This window comes from Enterococcus crotali, from assembly GCF_000633635.1.
GTDB lineage: Bacteria > Bacillota > Bacilli > Lactobacillales > Enterococcaceae > Enterococcus_L > Enterococcus_L crotali.
On the sequence record NZ_AYPQ01000005.1, the window covers coordinates 273,771 to 293,742 of the forward strand.

General features: G+C 36.1%; 16 protein-coding genes and 1 pseudogene. 16 read left to right on the forward strand and 1 reads right to left on the reverse strand.

Annotated features, from left to right (window positions below; all coding sequences use genetic code 11):
• The first annotated feature begins 12 nt into the window (after nt 1-12).
• From V192_RS0113235 to V192_RS0113295, 13 genes and pseudogenes are all read left to right on the forward strand, one after another.
• Complete coding sequence (locus V192_RS0113235; RefSeq protein ID WP_025872486.1) at nt 13-1,059, forward strand: WxLIP family cell surface protein; 1,047 nt, start codon at nt 13-15, stop codon at nt 1,057-1,059.
• A complete protein-coding gene (locus V192_RS0113240; RefSeq protein WP_025872488.1) occupies nt 1,056-1,508 on the forward strand; it encodes a hypothetical protein in 453 nt (150 codons plus the stop codon). Before V192_RS0113235 ends, V192_RS0113240 begins: the two co-directional genes overlap by 4 nt.
• A 4-nt stretch (nt 1,509-1,512) precedes the next feature.
• Nucleotides 1,513-3,957: a leucine-rich repeat domain-containing protein gene (locus V192_RS0113245; RefSeq protein WP_025872490.1), complete on the forward strand. Its 2,445-nt coding sequence runs from the start codon at nt 1,513-1,515 to the stop codon at nt 3,955-3,957.
• A gap of 721 nt (nt 3,958-4,678) precedes the next feature.
• Nucleotides 4,679-5,371, forward strand: coding sequence for a winged helix-turn-helix domain-containing protein (locus tag V192_RS0113250; protein WP_025872493.1), 693 nt, complete (start codon nt 4,679-4,681; stop codon nt 5,369-5,371).
• 156 nt (nt 5,372-5,527) lie between these two features.
• The gene (rpsN, locus tag V192_RS0113255) at nt 5,528-5,797 is read left to right on the forward strand and encodes a 30S ribosomal protein S14 (protein WP_010771520.1); all 270 of its coding nucleotides are present in this window, start codon (nt 5,528-5,530) and stop codon (nt 5,795-5,797) included.
• A gap of 46 nt (nt 5,798-5,843) precedes the next feature.
• Nucleotides 5,844-5,984 (forward strand): putative metal homeostasis protein, encoded by a 141-nt coding sequence (locus V192_RS21565; protein ID WP_010763172.1) that lies wholly within the window; start codon nt 5,844-5,846, stop codon nt 5,982-5,984.
• 590 nt (nt 5,985-6,574) lie between these two features.
• Nucleotides 6,575-7,651, forward strand: coding sequence for a Gfo/Idh/MocA family protein (locus V192_RS0113265; protein WP_025872496.1), 1,077 nt, complete (start codon nt 6,575-6,577; stop codon nt 7,649-7,651).
• Between the two features lie 321 nt (nt 7,652-7,972).
• Complete coding sequence (locus V192_RS0113270; protein WP_025872498.1) at nt 7,973-8,710, forward strand: ThuA domain-containing protein; 738 nt, start codon at nt 7,973-7,975, stop codon at nt 8,708-8,710.
• The gene (locus tag V192_RS0113275) at nt 8,707-9,675 is read left to right on the forward strand and encodes a sugar phosphate isomerase/epimerase family protein (protein ID WP_025872500.1); all 969 of its coding nucleotides are present in this window, start codon (nt 8,707-8,709) and stop codon (nt 9,673-9,675) included. The genes V192_RS0113270 and V192_RS0113275 overlap by 4 nt, the downstream gene beginning before the upstream one ends.
• A 203-nt stretch (nt 9,676-9,878) precedes the next feature.
• Nucleotides 9,879-10,913 carry a Gfo/Idh/MocA family protein gene (locus tag V192_RS0113280; protein ID WP_025872503.1) on the forward strand — a complete coding sequence of 345 codons (1,035 nt, stop codon included), beginning with the start codon at nt 9,879-9,881 and terminating at the stop codon, nt 10,911-10,913.
• A 121-nt stretch (nt 10,914-11,034) separates the two neighbouring features.
• The gene (locus V192_RS0113285) at nt 11,035-12,870 is read left to right on the forward strand and encodes an LTA synthase family protein (RefSeq protein ID WP_025872505.1); all 1,836 of its coding nucleotides are present in this window, start codon (nt 11,035-11,037) and stop codon (nt 12,868-12,870) included.
• A 17-nt stretch (nt 12,871-12,887) separates the two neighbouring features.
• Nucleotides 12,888-13,645, forward strand: a pseudogene (locus V192_RS20230) (tRNA 2-thiocytidine biosynthesis TtcA family protein).
• Nucleotides 13,646-13,670: 25 nt separating this feature from the next.
• Nucleotides 13,671-14,060 carry a hypothetical protein gene (locus tag V192_RS0113295; RefSeq protein WP_025872507.1) on the forward strand — a complete coding sequence of 130 codons (390 nt, stop codon included), beginning with the start codon at nt 13,671-13,673 and terminating at the stop codon, nt 14,058-14,060.
• 75 nt (nt 14,061-14,135) lie between these two features.
• Here V192_RS0113295 and V192_RS0113300 read toward each other — a convergent pair whose 3' ends face one another.
• Nucleotides 14,136-15,104, reverse strand: coding sequence for an NAD-dependent epimerase/dehydratase family protein (locus V192_RS0113300; protein ID WP_025872510.1), 969 nt, complete (start codon nt 15,102-15,104; stop codon nt 14,136-14,138).
• A gap of 127 nt (nt 15,105-15,231) precedes the next feature.
• On the opposite strand from V192_RS0113300, the gene V192_RS0113305 reads away from it, so the two are divergent.
• From V192_RS0113305 to V192_RS0113315, 3 genes are all read left to right on the forward strand, one after another.
• A complete protein-coding gene (locus V192_RS0113305) occupies nt 15,232-16,443 on the forward strand; it encodes a helix-turn-helix transcriptional regulator (protein WP_025872512.1) in 1,212 nt (403 codons plus the stop codon).
• A 140-nt stretch (nt 16,444-16,583) separates the two neighbouring features.
• Complete coding sequence (locus V192_RS21655) at nt 16,584-16,748, forward strand: hypothetical protein (protein WP_167331080.1); 165 nt, start codon at nt 16,584-16,586, stop codon at nt 16,746-16,748.
• 457 nt (nt 16,749-17,205) lie between these two features.
• Nucleotides 17,206-19,917 carry a cation-translocating P-type ATPase gene (locus tag V192_RS0113315; protein WP_025872514.1) on the forward strand — a complete coding sequence of 904 codons (2,712 nt, stop codon included), beginning with the start codon at nt 17,206-17,208 and terminating at the stop codon, nt 19,915-19,917.
• Nucleotides 19,918-19,972 lie beyond the last annotated feature (55 nt).

Below are 19,972 nucleotides of genomic sequence, written 5' to 3' on the forward strand. Positions count from 1 at the left end.
GGAGAATGTTAAATGAAGTATATTAATTTAGTGAAATATAGCTTGATCGTTTTAGTGATTGGTTTGATTTTTTTAATACCTGTAGATAGTCATGCTGCAGGTATGGCTTACTCGGTGAAAGCGACGATTCCAGAAAATCAAATAGATAAGGAAAAAACCTATTTTGATTTATTAGTTAAACCAGGAGCAACTCAAGAGTTAGAATTAGAAATCAAAAATACCAGCAAAGAAACACTGAAGTTATATGTTGAACCTAAAGTTGCGACAACCAATCAAAATGGAGAATTAGAGTACAGTGTTCAACCTAAGAAATATGATTCGACTTTAACCTATCCTATTACTAAATTGCTCTCAGAAAAGCAATCTGTAACGATTGATCCACTAGCTACTAAGAAAGTGAACTTTACATTAAAAGTCCCTCAAAAAGCATTTTCTGGAAAAATAGTTGGTGGCTTCAATATTTATGATCAGTCTAATGAAAAAGCGGCAAAAGAAAAATCGACAGATGAAGAAGTTCAGATTAAAAATTTGTTTTCATTTGTATTAGGAATTCAGATAAGAGAAAGTACTACTGAGGTTAAACCTAAGTTGAAACTAAATGATGTGAAGGCCTCGTTATTTAATTATAGAACAGCGATTACGGCTAATATACAGAATACCGAACCGACATTTCTCTCTAATTTAAACGTTAAGGGAAATATTCGTAAGATTGGTTCCAAAGACGGTTTATTTAAATTTGAGCAATCCGATATCGCTATGGCACCAAATTCAAATTTTGATTTACCGATTTCTCTAGAGAATCAAGAAATTGAGTCAGGAAACTATGAAATAACGCTTGCTGCAACTTCAAAGCAAGGCAAATGGAATTTTACGAAACGTTTTAATATAACAAATGAAGAAGCAAAACAATTTAATGCTGAAGCAGTTGAACTTGTGGAGCAGTCAAATAATAAGATGCTGATTATCATGATTGCAATAGGTGCTGCAGTGTTTCTGATGTTGGTTATTATCATTATTCTTTTGTGGCGCAAAAACAATAGAGGAGGGATGCAATCATGAGGAAAAAGGAAAATTATTTTCTTGTGTTCTTAATACTAAGTATACTTTTTATGTTTAATCTGAAAGCCGAAGCAGCTACTGATAGTGATTATTTGTTGAAAATTGATAAAAATGGAACGATAATTTCTGGTAAACCTCTTCCGATAGATCGACCATATGTTATTCTTGAACAACGTGGATCAAATGAGCAATTTGCTAAGTCTATCGAGATTCATAAACCCGGTGGAAGTATTGACTTCATTAGGAAAGATAGACCCACTGATACTTATTATAGGTATCCTCTTTCCTATGGTGATAGGATCATCTTGAGGGGATTAGGCACTTTAGAAAATCGAGAGGTTGGTCTGGAAATAACATCTGAAGCCCGTGAAGTTCCTAGTGACAGAAATCTTTATGCACTTTTTTTGAGGAAAGCACTCAAATTTTTATTGGAAATTGCCGAAGATTGACTCAATGACTGGCGGGCCTCTTAACAATAAAAACATTTTAAAATTTAGACCTGTTTATACAGATAAAGCGACTATTGAAGGTATAACTACTCCGGCATATTTTGACTTTCCAATTAATTATACGAATCGTCATGTATCAGCTGTAGGTTCAATAAATACGAAAGATATAACTAGATTAACCTTTGATACTTCGAATTATGAAAATACGAATTTTTCATATAGAGCTACTGATGAGCTACTAGTTTCTTCAAGGGGTGTTAGTCTTAATGGACATGTAATTGTAGGGAATGAACAAGCCATTTCTATACGTCAAGTGGAATCGGGGTATCAGCCGGGAGAAACAACTGTGGGACAGAGCTCAGCTCTAAGTATTTTTCAGAGAACGTCTAAAATACCTTTTACTCCTGAGTATAATACTCCATTGATTTACGGATTTGATTCGCCTAATTCACCACCAGAATTTTCAGCAAATTTTGAAGTGATTCAATCACTTCCATTAACATTTGATACTTATTATCCTGATCAGTTAGATATATTTTTAGACGATACTGGGAATAGTATCAAAGATTTGAAAGAAAGTTCATTCTCTATTTTAGACCAAGAGGGAAAGGATGTAACAAAACAGTTAGATGTTACTTTGACTAGTGTGAATGAATCACCAAACAGTGGAACTAAAAAATTCAAACTTTCTTTAACCAAAAATGACTTGATATTTCTTAAAGGAAACTATATCACGATTAAACTAAAATTAAAGTCATTTAATCTGGAAAATTTGAAAAATCATTATAATGCGACCACAAAAAAATATGAAATACCTATGTCAACTTATAATGAGCGAGTCGTGGGGACAGTGAGAAAAAAATCAGGTTCAAATAGCGCTATAGCAATGATCACACCGTTCTTAACAGGAGAACCTGTTCCAACTGAAGTCGAGCAAGATACAGACAGTACATCATTGGATCCAATAAATTTAGTGAAAAATGTCTATAGTTCTACTCCAGATGATGTGGTTCTGTTTAAAGTAGAAAAAAAAGTGTTTAGAACATTAGGAAGTGATACGCTTAAGGTCACATTGAGTAGTAAAAATAATCCCAGTATGACATTCGTTGTTACTGTACCGATCACTGTTGTAAATAATCCTATAATGCCAGAATACTTTGACAATGAGAAATGGCTGATCAATGAAATAAACAATCAACTAAAACCAAAGCAAATTGGTAAAGATGTTTATATGAAAGATTTGCAAAAAATTACTGCAATTTCTTTAGCACCTGCTTGGCTAGGATATACTGGACAACACATTCCACCTCGGATCGATGCACTACAAAACTTAACTGAATTAAGTTTGAGATCAACAAAATTGGAAGGACAGTTGCCTCCTGAACTTGGAAATTTGACAAAATTAACGAAACTTCAAATTAACGGTAATACATTTACTGGATCGATCCCAGATACTATAACCAATTTAAAAGAACTTACATTGTTAGATTTAGAGAAAAATGTCGGATTAACAGGGACACTTCCAGTTGGGCTAAATGACTTGCCTAAACTTGTTCAATTACAGATCGGTGGAAATATGCTTGTTGGGAGCCTACCAGAATTTAAACAAACGTTTACTAATTTTGATATACGTGATTCACAATTGACGGTTAACACTGATGGAATTCCAGCTTTTATGGCGAATTCAACGGATGCACAACGGAGAAATTCATTTGTTACATCAAGCGCTTCTTTAAAGCTTTCAGGAATTTCTAATTTCGTTGCTACAAGCAATGGAATGAAAATTAAACCTTTTGATTCTAAGAATAGTGGATATTTTGATTTACACATTAAAAACTCAACGAATGCGCGAGTAGACCTTTATGCAGGTCACACGTTTAAAATTGTGAATCAAAATACTGGTTTGGTACTCTATGATGGCCCCGCAAATCCAGCAGTAGAAATTACTACAAACATTGGTGATAACTTTAAAGTGATTCTAGATGATGCTGTGAATAATCCAAATAATGTATTTACTATTGAAGGAATGGTTCGAGAATATAAACTAGAAAAATTCCCCAAAGCATTTACACTAAATATGAAATTAGATGATTTTACAGACCAAGCGTTAAGTATCTCTGGAGCTGATGATTTGAGTATTTTTGATAATCGGATCGATGGAAAATGGCAGTTGAAAGTCAAACCAAGTGAGCTTAAGAGCCGAACAAAAACTCTATTAGGAAACTATTCTTACAAAACTAAAACAGGTTCGACAATTGACATACCGATTATAGATAGTTTTAAAACAATAGCTAGTGGCAATAGTGATCCCGTTGCAGGAACCATTAATATCTCCAACGATTGGGATGCTCAAAATGGACTCTTCTATAAACAAACAAATAAACATAATTATAAAGATGTCTATGCTGGTACACTTGAATGGCAAATTGTAGACGGACCAAGTGAGTAATCGTTTCGCGAAAAGAAAAATGTACTAGAAGCTTTATTTTTAATAACATTTTTTTGATAAATTTAAAGTGTGGAGTGAAGGAGTGTTTTACTTTAAATCCACACTTTAAATCAAAATAAGTGATAAAAAAGTTGGATTTTTGTACAAAGGGCTGTAAACAATGCATAAGTCCTTTATGTGGTACCCCTTTTTTTCTTCTAAGATAAATATTGATGAAATAGTTTAAAGAGCAAGCCAATTACCCCAACTAAAATGGGAGGTTTTGGCTTGCTTATACTAGATGCTCTCAAACAAGCATATGTGTATTTATTTTTACGGATCTACGTACCTAAATACAAAAGATCACAGTAAATGTTATTAGTTGTCAGACTGTTCAGCTGTGAATAACAATAACGTGGTGCTTTAAAAGAGAGAGGCTTATTAAACATATTGCCAATACAGTGAATAACGATGATAAAACAGTTTTCAAGGAATTATCATTTGGATTAAAAAAAACAATGTATTTTTCTATGTTTCAATCATACAGAGAAAACAAGGCTTATACCGTCTGCATAAAGATGGTGATCTCAAGAATCTGTTAGTTACATAAGTTACGGAAAATATGTCTATTAAGGTTTACATCGATAGATTAAAAAATGTAATCAAAGTGCGTATTTATATTGCTTTTCAGACTAAATAAATGTGTAAAAAATTAAATTAAACGGAAATATGGAGGTTAACAATGTTTGAACTTGGATATTTGATAGTAAAAGAGTCAGGAGAAAGTAGACATTTGAACTTTTTATCTGAAAAGGGGTGGCATTTGTCAGACATTAATATAAATGAACAAATCAAGGATCATAAAAAAATAGACGCAATCATTATTTTTGAGGAAACAATGCCGATAACTTGTTATTGGTTGATGGAACTAAAAAAATACACGGATGCTCCAATTTTTTTACTGTCAAAGGAAAATGAGTCTCATTCTAATATCGTTTATTTGCAATTAGGTATTAAAGCTTGTTTCCCAATAGCGATGGATCCAGAAGAACTTTACTTTACGTTAACAAATTTACTGAGTTATGAGTTTGATCAGAACAACTCTTTGCTAGCAAATCCAGATGAAGTCGCTCAAGAAGAAACGTTAGAATTGATTCCAAGAAATTTAAGTGTGTCAATTCCTGGTAAGGATGAGATTTCTTTGACAAAAAGAGAGTATCAAGTACTTGAGCTACTATATGATAGCCCTGGTAAAACAATTTCATACGAAGAATTTTCCGAGAAATTGTTTATTTCTAGACAAGATGGTAACAAGAAAAATTATCGAGTGGCTAATCTTATTTTTAATTTACGTAATAAAATTGAAACGAGCACAACAAATCCAACTTTTATAAAAACGGTACGTTCTAAAGGGTATATGTTAAATTTGAAATGATAAGAGTGGACAATTCTCAGCTAATAATCCCTTTTTGAAAAAATTAATACTTGCGTTTTCGAATGATAGGTGTTATTCTTACAAAAGATTAAAGCGTAATGATTACTATTTGCAACTTGCAAATAATCTAAGAAAGAACAGGAGATGAAAAAAGATATGGCTAAAAAATCAAAAATTGCCAAAGCAAAACAGCAACAAGCATTGATTGAAAAATACGCTGAACAACGCATTGAGTTAAAAGCAAATAAAGACTATGAAGCTTTAGCAAAATTACCAAAAGATTCCAACCCAAATCGCTTAAAAAACCGCGATTTGATCGATGGACGACCAAGAGCTTATATGCGTAAATTCGGCATGTCACGGATCAATTTTAGAACACTAGCCCATCAAGGACAAATTCCTGGTGTACACAAAGCAAGCTGGTAATCAGTAAGAATAAGTAACCGACAAACAGATGCAAAGAGGTGATTGGATGGAAAAACAAGATCTTTCAAGTGCGCGTAGACGATTGAAGTGCACGAATCGAAAAACTAGAAAACGAGCATTGAAAATCATTCAGCAATATAAACGGGAACAGAGACATCGGGTGATGGCTTCTGGTAATGTTGGATGAGTGTTTCACGAATCGAATAAAAAAATGAAGTTCTTCCTTTTTATTATAGAAGGGAAGAGCTTTTTTGTTTTTGTTGAAGTTATTAGGCTTGTAACGTTTTTTTAATTTAGGCTGCTCCGTTTCTATTTCTATGGTGTGACTAATTTTTAGTGATCGAAACTTCTTTCCTTTGCTTGTTAAGAACTGTTTAAGATCAGTTTGGAGTAAGGGGTTTGGTGATTCGTGAGTAAGGAGACTTTTATCCCTTTGGGTGTTAAGGACTGTTTAAGATCAGTTTGGAATAAGGCGTTTGGTGATTCACAAGTGATGAAACTTCGCTCCCGATGCTTGTTAAGAACTGTGTAACGTCATTTTGGAATAAGGCGTTTGGTGATTCACAAGTAATGAAACTTCGCTCTCTTTGGTCGCCAAGTACTGTTCATCATCTACTCTGGCGAAGCCAGTCGTAGTGATTCACAGCAATATCCAGGAATTTTTCAACCGAAATCTAGGAAGAAAGCTCTTTCAAAATTTTGTATAGTAATAGTGTAGAGGTGGAACCGTTTTATTTTTCCACAAAATAATATGAGTAGATTACTGGAGGTTTTTTGATGACGTTGAAAGTAGGAATTATTGGTTGCGGCGGGATTGCGAATGGAAAACATTTACCAGCACTTGCACAAGTAAAAGAAGTGGAAATGGTTGCTTTTTGTGACTTGATCAGTGAACGAGCAGAAGAAGCAAAAATGCATTATGGAACGTTGACGGCAAAAACATTTACAAATTATCAAGAGATGCTTGATGAAATGGAGCTGGATGTCGTTCATGTTTGTACACCAAATAGCTCGCATGCAGAACTATCGATTGCAGCAATGGAGGCAGATTGTCATGTGATGTGTGAAAAACCAATGGCAAAAACATCTGCTGAAGCACGTAGTATGATCGAAGCAGCAAATAAAACGGGAAAAAAATTAACAATTGGCTATCAAAATCGTTTCCGAAAAGATTCGACTTATTTACATGAGATTTGTGAAGAAGGTGAGTTGGGTGAAGTTTACTTTGCCAAAGCCCATGCTATTCGTCGTCGTGCAGTCCCAACTTGGGGTGTTTTTCTCGATGAAGAAGCACAAGGTGGCGGACCATTGATCGATATCGGAACGCATGCCTTGGATTTGACGTTATGGATGATGGACAATTACAAGCCAAAATATGTAGTAGGAAAAGCCTATCATAAATTAGCTGAGACTAATAATGCAGCCAATGCTTGGGGCTCTTGGGACCCCAAAAAGTTCACCGTCGAAGATTCAGCATTTGGTTTTATCATGATGGAAAACGGCGCAACGATTTTTTTAGAATCTAGCTGGGCATTGAATAGTTTAGATGTAAAAGAAGCAAAAACGACTCTTCACGGTACGAAAGGTGGCGCTGATATGAATGGTGGCTTAACCATTAATGGAGAAGATCACAGCACACTTTTTGAGAAAAAAATCGAATTAGAACCTGGTGGTGTTGATTTTTACGATGGTGCTGGTGACAAACCGGAAGTTTTAGAAGCACAATCTTGGATCGATGCGATCATCAACGATACAGAACCAGTTGTTAAACCAGAACAGGCTTTAGTTGTAACAGAAATTCTTGAAGCCATTTACAAAGCATCAGAGACAAATCAGCCTGTATTTTTCAATTAAATCAAGATTATCTAGCTTCATGAGCCAGCATCTCGGAAAAAAGATAAAACCTGAATGTGACAAAAAACGTCACAGTCATGTTTTCCTATTTTTCGTCAATGCTAAACGGCCCATTCAGCTTTTAAATTATCTAGCTTCACGGGCTAGTACTACGCTTTGCTTCGATCACATCAATTCCTAAGAGCTAAAGCTCTAAGGATTGAAGGTCTAGGAAAAAAGATAAATTATGAAGGAGGCAAAAAGCGCCTCAGTCATCATTTCCTATTTTTCAGTCGAGACTAAACGAGCCCGATACGCTTTTAAATTAGGGAGGAAAAAAAGATGATCCAAGTTACCGTGTGGAATGAATTCCGTCATGAGAAAACAGATGAAGCTGTAAAAAAAGTTTACCCAGATGGTATTCATCAACAGATAGCTAATTTTTTAGAAGAAGATGATTTTTCTGTTCGAACGGCTACCTTAGACGAACCAGAACATGGTTTAACACAAGAGGTTTTAGCGAATACCGATGTGTTGATTTGGTGGGGGCATGTCGCACATCAAGAAGTATCTGATGAAGTCGTTCAACGTGTCTATCAATGTGTGTTGGAAGGCATGGGATTAGTGGTTCTTCATTCAGGTCATATGTCGAAAATATTTATGAAACTAATGGGCACCTCTTGCGATTTAAAATGGCGAGAAGCTGAAGAGCATTGCCGGATATGGACAGTTGCGCCAAGTCATCCGATCGTCGAAGGAATCGGCGAATACATTGAACTAGAAAAAGAAGAAATGTACGGCGAACATTTCGATATTCCAACACCAGATGACTTGATTTTTATTAGCTGGTATCCTGGCGGAGAAGTTTTCCGCAGTGGTTGTACCTATCATCGTGGCAATGGAAAAATCTTTTATTTTCAACCTGGACATGAAACGTATCCTTCTTATTACAATAAAGAGATCCAAAAAGTCATTAAAAACGGTGTTCGTTGGTGTCAACCCACACAAAATGCTTATCCAAATTATGGGCATCACGAACCGTTAGAATCTATTACGAACAAGAAAGGAACTAAACAATGAAATTAGGTGTATTTACTCCATTATTCAATAATTTAAGCTTTGAAGAAATGATTGATACTGTCTCAAAAGCAGGATTAGAAGCAGTTGAAATCGGAACAGGGGGTTCTCCTGGAAATGCGCATTTAGATATTGATCAATTATTAGCAAGTTCTGATGCTAGAAAAGAGTATCTAGCAAAACTGGCTGACAAAGGTCTAACGATCAGTGCATTGAGCTGTCACAATAATCCGATTTCTCCATTAAAAGAAACCGCTCAAGAAGCAGACCAACTACTACAAAAAACAATCAAATTAGCTTCTTTAATGAATGTATCAGTAGTCAATGGTTTTTCTGGTGTCTCAGGAGGAAACCCAACAGATACACAAGTCAATTGGCCCGTGTTGCCTTGGCCGACAGAATATGATGATAACTACAATTACCAATGGGAAAAGAAATTGATCCCGTATTGGAAAAATATCAATACGATCGCAGAAGATGCAGGGGTGAAAATCGGGATCGAACTGCATGGCGGCTTCTTATGTCATACACCTTATACCATGTTGAAACTCCGTGAAGCAACCGGCAAGGCAATCGGCTGTAATTTAGATCCAAGTCATTTATGGTGGCAAGGCATTGATCCAGTTGCGGCAGTGAAAATTTTAGGTGAAGCAGGTGCAATCCACCATTTCCATGCTAAAGATACGTATTTAGATCAAGACAATATCAATATGCATGGACTGACGGATATGCAACCCTATGGAAATGTTAAAACCCGCGCATGGACGTTCCGTTCAGTTGGGTGTGGTCATGATTTGAAAGTCTGGTCAGATATTATTAGTGCACTTAGAATTTACGGATACGATTACGTTTTAAGTATTGAACATGAAGATCCGATCATGTCGACAGAAGAAGGCTTGAACAGAGCGATTACTAATTTGAAAAGTATTATGATCAAAGAACAACCTACGGAAATGTGGTGGGTGTAATCAAAAGCTGAACGAACTCGTTCAGCTCTTGAGCAAATTAGGAAATTTTTTCAAAGATGCTTTTTATCTTTGAAGAAATTTGTCTATTTGCCGAAAGAGCTAGTTCGTGAAGCTGGATGTCAAAGAGAAGAATACGACAGTTTCTGACCAACTCTTTCACCACCTTAAATCAATCATCCTCAATAATAGAAAGGACTCAAAAAATGACAGCAATCAATTTTGCCGTAATCGGCTATGGCGGCATGGGATCATACCATATCCACAACATTATGCCCAACGAAAACGAACGAATCCACGTCGTTGGAACTTACGACATTTCAGGTGAGCGTCAAAAAATTTCCAGTCAACACAATCATAAAATTTACCATTCGCTAGAAGAAGTGCTTACAGATGAAACCATCGAAGCAGTTCTGATTGCTACACCCAATGATTCTCATAAAGAACTAGCGATCCAAGCGTTGGAAGCTGGAAAACATGTTGTTTGTGAAAAACCAGTAACAATGAATGTCGAAGAATTAGATGAAGTGCTAAATGTTGCTAAAGAAACGGGTCAAACCTTTATGGTTCATCAAAATCGGCGCTGGGATCCAGATTTTCTACTCACGCGAGAATTATACAAAAATCAACAAATTGGAGAACTATTTCAACTTGAAAGCCGGGTTCAAGGTGCCAACGGAATTCCAGGTGATTGGCGCCATGAGTTAAAACATGGTGGCGGAATGCTTTTAGATTGGGGGGTTCATTTATTAGATCAACTATTATTTTTAGTCGATAGTCGGATCGAAAAAGTAAGCGCCGATTTAAGCTATGTTCTGGGCGATGAGGTGGATGATGGATTTATTGCGTATATTATTTTTGAAAATGGTATCCGAGCAATTATCGAAGTGGGTACGACTAATTATACAAAACTCCCACGCTGGTATCTAAAAGGGACTCAAGGGACAGCAGTGATTCAAGATTGGGATCTCTCTGGCGAGATAATTATTGAATCAGGAAAGAAAAACATCCAAGCACCACAACCGATCCAAGCAGGCGTTGGTTTGACTAAAACAATGGCACCACCATCAGAAGAAGCAACTGAAACTGTACCATTCCCAAAAGCTTTTGCAGAATACGATACCTTTTATAAAAATTTCTATAAAGTAGTTCGGGAACAAGCGGAGCCTGTGGTCAAAAATGAAGAAGTGCGTAAAGTAATGGTTCTGATCGAAGAAATCTTCAAAGCGGCAAAAAGATAAATCAAATAACCAAAATACGTTATCCTAAAAGTAAAGTTCCCTAAATAGGGTGCTTTACTTTTTTTTAGACTAAGCATAGAATATTAAGAAGTGGTTTAAGAAGAAGAAAAGGGAGAGTCTTGTGAAGAAAAAAATACAATTATTCAAAAAAAAGCCAATTAAGTATTCATTGATCATCATTGGAATGATTTTGTTGGTTTTTATCAGCAACTTATACTTACAATGGTGTCAAAATGAACTATCATTAGATTTAGTATCCAAATTTGCTTTTTCTTGGCATACAGAAAAATTTATTCTAGGTTGCCTAGTCTTACTGATATTTTTACTATTCTTATGTAGTGTAGCAGGCTCACTGATTCTTGGGAGTGTCCTCTATGCAATCACGATCGGTATTTTAGGTTTTGCCGATTATCAAAAAATGTTTTACCGAACGGAGCCTATTTATCCAGATGATTTAAAAATGATCACTGAATTTGGTTTATTAAGAGAAATGATCGGAACGATTCCTTTCGTTATTATTCTATTGATTGCAGCGGTTGGGTTGTTCTTTTTCGGAAGAGCTATCTACAAAAGCCGTTTATTACCAAAAAAATTACAGATCTTACGACTCTCAGGAATTGTTATCACAGTAGCACTATTGATGTATATCAGCGACTTTAACAACCCTAATAATCTAGTAAGAAAAGCTTATAACAAAACAGCGCTTTGGATTCCGTATAGCCAAAAAATGAATTATTACAATACTGGATTTATGGGTGGTTTTTTGTATAACCTAAAAGTTGAAGCGATGGACAAGCCAGAGAATTATTCAAAAAAGACCATCGAAAATATCACAACCAACTATACAAAAACAGCTAAAAAGACAACAAGCTCATTAGAAGAACAGCCAAATATTATCTTTGTAATGAGTGAAAGCTTTTCAAATCCGCAACACTTAAACGGTGTCACCGCCAATAAAGATCCGCTAAAAGCGTATTATGATGTCGCTAAGACAACCTATAGCGGTCAAATGCTTTCTCAAAATTATGGTGGGGGAACAGCAAATATTGAATTTGAGGCGTTGACTAGTTTTTCCATGGAATTATTTAATCCGCAATTGACGACACCGTATACAATGTTGATTCCTAAAATGCAAGAAGTTCCGTCGATTGTTTCACTATTGAATCAGCAGGATTATCAAACAACTGCGATCCATCCTTATAATACATCGATGTATAAACGTAAAGATGTTTATCAGACGATGGGCTTCGACCAGTTTATCAGCGAAGATACGATGAACTACACAGAGACACTTGAAAATAATCCTTATATCTCTGATGAGTCGGCGTATAAAGAAGTACTGGACTTATTAAAAGAGGAGCAAAATCCGCAATTTGTTCATTTGGTGACGATGCAAACGCATATGCCATACAGCGATAAATACAAGAGCTCAAATTATTCTTCGCAAAGTTTAGGAAATAAAAAGGCAATCGATAGCTACATGCAGGATGTTGCCTATAGTAGTGAAGCATTGAAGCAATTTACAAGCGCATTGAAAGAACTGAAAAGACGAACCTTAGTTGTTTTTTGGGGTGATCATTTGCCTAGTATTTACTCAGATGAAATCAAAGCAGATAATGATGAAGTAACCATGCACCAAACTGAATTTTTAATGTATGATAACCAAGGGAAGCTTAGCGATAAAAACACTCATGACGCTGTTACAAGTCCTTTTTACTTCGCCCCTTCATTGTTTGAGCAAAGCGGCATGCAAATGACCGGTTTTTATCAATTATTATCTGAATTAGAAAAACAAGTACCAGCTTTTGAGAAAAGCTTCTATTATAAAGATAAAAAATGGACTAAAACGCTTGCTCTAAATAAGGCACAAGAAGAATTATATGAAGACTATCGCTTGATTCAATATGATATTGTCTCTGGCGAAGGGTACAGCTTAAAAACTGATTTTTTTAAATAAGCTAAAAGGAGTACATGATGAGCTTTAAAAAGAAAGACAACCAGATCTACTATAATCCGATTCGACGAGCGGTTTTAAATCATCAAATGATCCAACCAGGAGATAAAGTAGCAATTGGGATGAGTGGGGGAAAAGACAGTACGAGTTTATTGTTTTTTTAGATAAGATCAGTAAACAAAAGCGTTTAGGCTTTGAATTTGAAATCGTGCCAATTACTCTAGCTATGGGATTTGATATGGATATCACACCGTTGCAAGAATTTGTAGAAAAACTAGGATATAAACTAGACATCGTTCCCACAAATATTGCTCAAGTTGTATTTGATATCCGAGAAGAACGTTCACCGTGTTCTTTATGTGCCAAGTTACGTCGAGGTATTTTGTATAAGCGTGCCAAAGAAGTCGGCTGTAATAAAGTTGCTTTAGGTCATCATTTGGATGATGCGATCGAAACGTACTTTATGAACTTTCTATTTCATGGGCAAATGGCTAGTTTTGATCCAATCAGTTATTTATCAAAAACAGATATCACGCTGATCCGCCCATTGCTTTATGTTGAAGAAAAACAGATCATTCAGTTTGTGCAAAGAGAAGAATTACCTGTGATTTTTAACCCTTGTCCAGTTGATAAGAAAACGAAACGAGAAGAAGTTAAACATTTAGTAAATGGTTTAGCCCAAAGTTACCCGGATATCAGAGATAAATTCATTATGGGCATGGAACAAGGGGTTTCAGATAATTTTTGGACGAAATCATTTAAGTCCGTTGACAAGTAATCAAATGCCGTAAGAGAGGTAATAAATGAAAAAGTTAATTGTGTTGTTGTTGTTAATACTGGTAGGATGTTCACAAAAAGAGTTACCTAAAGAACAGGAAGAAACCGCTAAAATCGATTTTAAGTTTGAAGGAAAAAAATTAATGATTACCAATGATTCAGAGAAGGTGTTAACTGTTTTTGAATCAGAAACAACGTTTTTAGTAGAAAAAAATCAGGAGTGGGTCTTAGCTGATAGAACTACTGGACTTCTAGCAAGATCAGGTGGAGCTTCAAGTAAATCTGTTTATGAATATGATCTAACAAATGAACTTTCTGAAATTGATTCATCTAGGGTTAAATTAACGGTATATTATACACTAGGATCAACTGGAGAAGGCACAACGTATGAAAAAGAGCTTCTTTACGAACGATAGATAACAAGTGAATGAAAGAAGAGACCGAGGCAAAACTAAAAATCAGTTTTGTTTAGGTCTCTTCTTTTAAATTAATTATTCAACGCATTTTTTCAACGTTTCTTTGATAGAAGCAACAACATCATGATGTTTCACATTTAAAGTAGGAAACGTATCATTAGGGTCTAGATACAAATCATATTCTTGCATCATCGCTGATTTTGTTGAATGAATCCCATGTTCCAAACCAGCTTTAGCTGCTTCAGCATCGATGCCTTCATAAATCGCTTTGACGTCATCATAAGAAACGACAGGGACTTTTGTATCTTGTCCTAAAGCATCCACCATCATTTGATAGAATTCTTGATATTTCATATTTGTATCGCCAATCGCATAGGTACTGCGATGTGTTCCATTTTCCATGGCGCCAACGGCAGCTTCTGCTACTTGTTCGACAGTCACCATTGCAGTACCGCCTTTTAGTGCAGGGAAAACCGCTTGTCCTTTGATTTGTTCTGTAAACATTTTCCAAAGCGGTTCACGACCTGGCATGGTACCAAAAATATAAGGAAGACGTAAAGAAGTCACCGTCATACAACCATCTCCTTCAGCAAAAGCCACTTGTTCTTGCAATAAGCGCATCATCGGATACCCTTCAAGTTTTAAATTTGTCTCAGGTAAACGTTCAGCAAATTCAGCAAAGTAAGAACCGAAGACAACAAAATTTTTCACACCAGCTTCTTTTGCTAAGTAAGCTAAACGTTGCGTTGGTAAAACATTTGCTTCATAGAAAAATTTAGATGCAGGTTTTTCAGGAACCACTCGTTCATCAGCCCCAGCTGCATAAATAAAGCCCACACATCCTTTAAGCATTTCTAAAATAGCGTCATCTGTCATATCATTGATATTGCCTAAAGTTACAGAAACATCGCTAGAAAATAAATCTTCCGCAGGCATCGGCGGTAAAGAAATCGTCGCTACTTCATAGCCTTTTCGTAACAATTCCTCCGTCGTATAATACCCTAAAAAACCAGTTCCACCTAACACAAAAACTTTTTTACTCATGAGAATACCCTCCAATATTTATTTGTGATTTAAATCACATGTACAACTATAGTATAATCATAATGAAGGGTAAATATCGGACACGGAAAACATGTTTCTTATCTTAAATGAACAAAGGAGTGAGTAGATGAAAAAAACGCTACCTTATAACGCAACCCAATATTATGGATTTGAATTGACTAAATCAGATTTTATTGTAAGAGATGAAAGCTACAAAACTGCAACAGCAAAGACTAGCCAAATGACTGTCCAATTTTTTTTGATAAAAAGTGGTTCAGGAAAAATGCAAATCAATAATCAAGAATACCTAGTTCGGTCTGGCAGTGTCCTTTGGTTATTCTCGTACCATGTCTATCATTTTGCTGAAATCTATGAAGAAATCCAAGCAATCACCTTTGAGCTTTCTTTAAATGTTTTAATGCTATCCTCTTTGACTACACGCTCGGTTGAACAACATATGAATTTTTTTGAATATTGGGATACACCTGCTCTTGAATGTGATGAAAAGGATTTTACGTATTTGCTAACGATTTTTACTCATGCACTAAAAGAATATGAGCAACAAGAGCGACTTTATGATCTTTCTTTGCTTGCAGATTTGTATCAAGTGATCGTTTGGTTTGAACGAACAGCGAGACATCGTTGGAATCGTGAAAAGCCAACTCGTGAGATCAGTTCAAAAATTTTGTTGTATCTTCATTTTCATTATAGAGAAGAGTTAGTGCTCAACGAAGTAGCGGATAAATTTAAACGTACACCTCAAACAATCAATCGTGGATTAAAGAAACTAACGGGGAAAACATTTGGAGAAAACCTCATTGACGTTCGTATCAACAATGCTTTAGCCATGTTGAAATTTGAAGAACTAGATGTCGCATTTATTGCTGACTTTATTGGCTATCGGTCTGTTCCTAGTTTTAATAAGCAATTTAAAACAACCACTGGTTATTCACCCACAGAAGTTAAAAAAATCCGGTCATCAGACAAGAAAATGAATTCGTTTCGTTTTCAAAATAGTCTACCATTTGAGATTTATACGTATATTAATCAACATTATAGTGAACCCATTTCGATTCAAACAGCAGCCAAATATTTTTACTCTAGTCCAACTAAAATCGATCAAATTGTCTTGGATGAGTTTTTAATGACCTTTAATGCATTAGTAGAATATAATCGAATGTTGTTTGCACGTTCTCTTTTGTTAAGTTCCTCTAAAAAAATCAGTGACATCGCTGAAGCGTGTGGATACCAATCAATTCGGACGTTTAACCGGAATTTTTTGACCTTTTGGGGGAATACGCCGAGAAAATATAAAGAGTTATTGACGATGGAAAGGTAGAAAGAGTGAGATAAAAGCTAATAAAAATTTTAGTGAATAAACGATCACTGACGGATAATACTGTTCATTGACATTTCATCACAATGGAAGTAAGATGATGCTAAAAACAACTAATACCCTACGAAAAGTGGTGAGTCATCATGGAGAAATTGAAGACAATGTTAATCAGCCTAATTGGACTAGTTGGAACGATCAGCGTATTTGGAGGCGGAGTCCTATTCGCTTCTTTGTTTGTGCTTTTGTTTATATTGGCTGTTGGATTAGAAGTTATCACAAACCATAACAAGAAAAGCCGATCCGCTTAACTATAAAATCGCAATACCCTAATTATTCAGTAGTAATCGAAAAGTTGGGGTATTTTTTATTTAAATATAAAATGAAAACAACGTTACTATGAATAATCGAAGCCTTTTTCAAACTAAACAGAAATTTTTCTGAAAATCAATACGATTTCATTTGAAAAACACTAAAAGAACAGGTATAATCAAATCAGCAATAATTATTGGTGAAAGAGATAATCCCTATCACCATTTTATTATTTCATGAGGGAGTAACTGGCGGCATCAGCTGCGACAACATCACCAACTCCGAAAGAAATTTCTGGTGTTGTCTTAAACGGTGAGACTTATGTATGTTCTATTTAGCATACAGAGGTCTATTTTTTTTCGTTTTGCTACGAACCAATAAGTTCAAAAACGTGTTCGTTTCGCTATAATGAAGTAAAATAGATTTAAGTAGCTGCAAATTATAAGGAGGAAGAACATGTCAGAAGAGAAAAAGGTTCAATTATCTGAAGCGTTTTATACGCAATCAGATGAAGAGGTCTTACAAAAGTTTGATACGACAGTTGAAGGATTGTCCGATCAAGAAGCCAAAAAAAGATTAGAGAGTTACGGCGCCAATGCACTAGATGAAGGGAAAAAGAAATCGATCGTTGTCAAATTCTTTGAACAATTCAAAGATTTCATGATCATCGTCTTGCTATTTGCGGCTGTGATTTCTGCAGTCTTCTCAGGTGATTTTGTTGATTCGATCATCATTTTACTTGTGGTTATTTTAAACGCGATCTTTGGTGTGATCCAAGAAGCCAAAGCAGAGCAAGCGATCGAAGCTTTGAAAGAAATGTCTTCACCAAATGCGAATATCCGTCGTGATGGTCACGTAATTACAGTGAAAAGTGACGAGTTAGTACCTGGAGATATCGTTTTATTAGAAGCAGGAGACGTTGTTCCAGCAGATTTACGTTTACTAGAAGCCGCTAGTCTTAAAATTGAAGAGGCAGCTTTGACTGGTGAATCTGTTCCAGTTGAAAAAGAAGCAATCGTTTTAGAAGGAACGTCTGATGACATCGGTATCGGTGATCGGATCAATATGGCTTATTCTAACAGTAATGTTACTTACGGCCGTGGAATCGGTGTGGTCGTTGGTACAGGAATGAACACAGAAGTCGGTAAAATTGCCGGCATGTTAGCAAACGAAAAAGAAACAGAAACACCATTAAAACAAAACTTAAACCAATTAGGTAAAATGTTGACGATCGCAATTTTAGTGATCGCAGCTGTGATGTTTGTTGTCGGTATGATGAACGGCCGTACATGGATCGACATGCTATTAACGTCTATCTCATTAGCCGTTGCAGCGATTCCAGAAGGCTTACCAGCTATTGTTACAATCATTTTAGCATTAGGTACACAAAAAATGGCGAAGAAAAATGCCATCGTCCGTAAATTACCAGCAGTTGAAACATTAGGTAGCACAGATATTATCTGTTCAGATAAGACAGGTACTTTAACTTTAAACCAAATGACTGTTGAAGCACTTTATACAGATAACGAAGTTAAACCTGCAACAGATGCCGTTGCAATGGACAATATGGCATTAAAAATCATGAACTATACAAATGATACAAAAATCGCGCAAGACGGTTCGTTGATCGGTGATCCAACCGAAACAGCGCTTGTCCAATATGGTTTAGACCATGACTTCAATGTAACAGAAAAAGTCGCAGCTGAACCCCGTGTTGCTGAAATTCCGTTTGATTCAGATCGTAAATTAATGACAACTGTTCACCAATTAGCAGACGGTAAATTCCTAGTTGCTGTCAAAGGTGCACCAGATGAATTATTAAAACGTTGTAAACAAGTTTTATTAAACGGTCAAACACCAGCAATGGATGACACACAACGTCAAGAAATTTTAACGACTAATACTAAATTAGCCAAACAAGCTCTACGTGTTTTAGGAATGGCATACAAAATCGTTGATGCAGTTCCTGCTGAAATGGATTCTGATGTCGTTGAAAAAGACTTAGTATTCGCAGGTCTTGTGGGTATGATCGATCCAGAACGTAAAGAAGCCGCAGAAGCCGTGAAAGTGGCTAAAGAAGCGGGTATTCGTCCAATCATGATCACAGGTGACCACAGAGATACAGCAGAAGCAATTGCTGCTCGTCTTGGTATCATTAAAGAAGGTGACGATGACGCGGTAATCACAGGTGCTGAATTGAATGAATTATCGGATGAAGCATTTGCCAAAGTGGTTGAACATTATTCCGTTTATGCTCGTGTGTCACCTGAACATAAAGTTCGTATCGTTAAAGCATGGCAGCAAGAAGGTAAAGTTGTAGCCATGACAGGTGACGGCGTGAACGATGCACCAGCGCTAAAAGCAGCTGACATCGGTATTGGTATGGGGATCACTGGTACAGAAGTATCAAAAGGTGCCTCTGATATGGTTTTAGCGGATGATAACTTCTCAACAATTATCGTAGCGGTTGAAGAAGGGCGTAAAGTCTTCTCAAATATCCAAAAAACGATTCAATACCTACTTTCTGCCAACCTTGGGGAAGTATTAACACTATTTATCGCAACAATGCTAGCTTGGGATACCTTACTACCTGTTCACTTATTGTGGATCAACTTAGTAACCGATACCTTCCCTGCAATTGCATTAGGTGTAGAACCTGCTGAACGTGATGTGATGAGCCATGCTCCACGTGGAAAGAAATCAAACTTCTTCTCTGGCGGTGTCTTGAGTAGTGTGATTTATCAAGGGATCACACAAGGTGCCTTGACGTTGATCGTGTACAAAATGGCGATCGAATTCCCAGCTCATACAGCAGCTAATATGCCAAACTTATCTGCAACAGCATTGTATGACCTACAACATGGTGATGCGTTGACAATGGCATTTGCTACATTAGGATTGATTCAATTGTTCCACGCGTTCAATGTGAAATCTATTTACCAATCAATCTTTAAAGTGGGCTTGTTCAGAAACAAATCTTTCAACTGGGCGATTTTAGTATCGTTCCTATTACTTGCAGCAACGATTCTAATTCCAGGATTCAATGATTTGTTCAGCGTAACGTCATTAGATGCTTACCAATGGGCTATCGTTGCCGGAACCTCATTTGCGATTATTCCAATCGTTGAAATCGTAAAATTTGTTCAACGTAGAATGGGTAAGAGCTAATCATTAAATTAACAATAAAAAACTGAAACAACTCATTTTTAAACGAGTTGTTTCA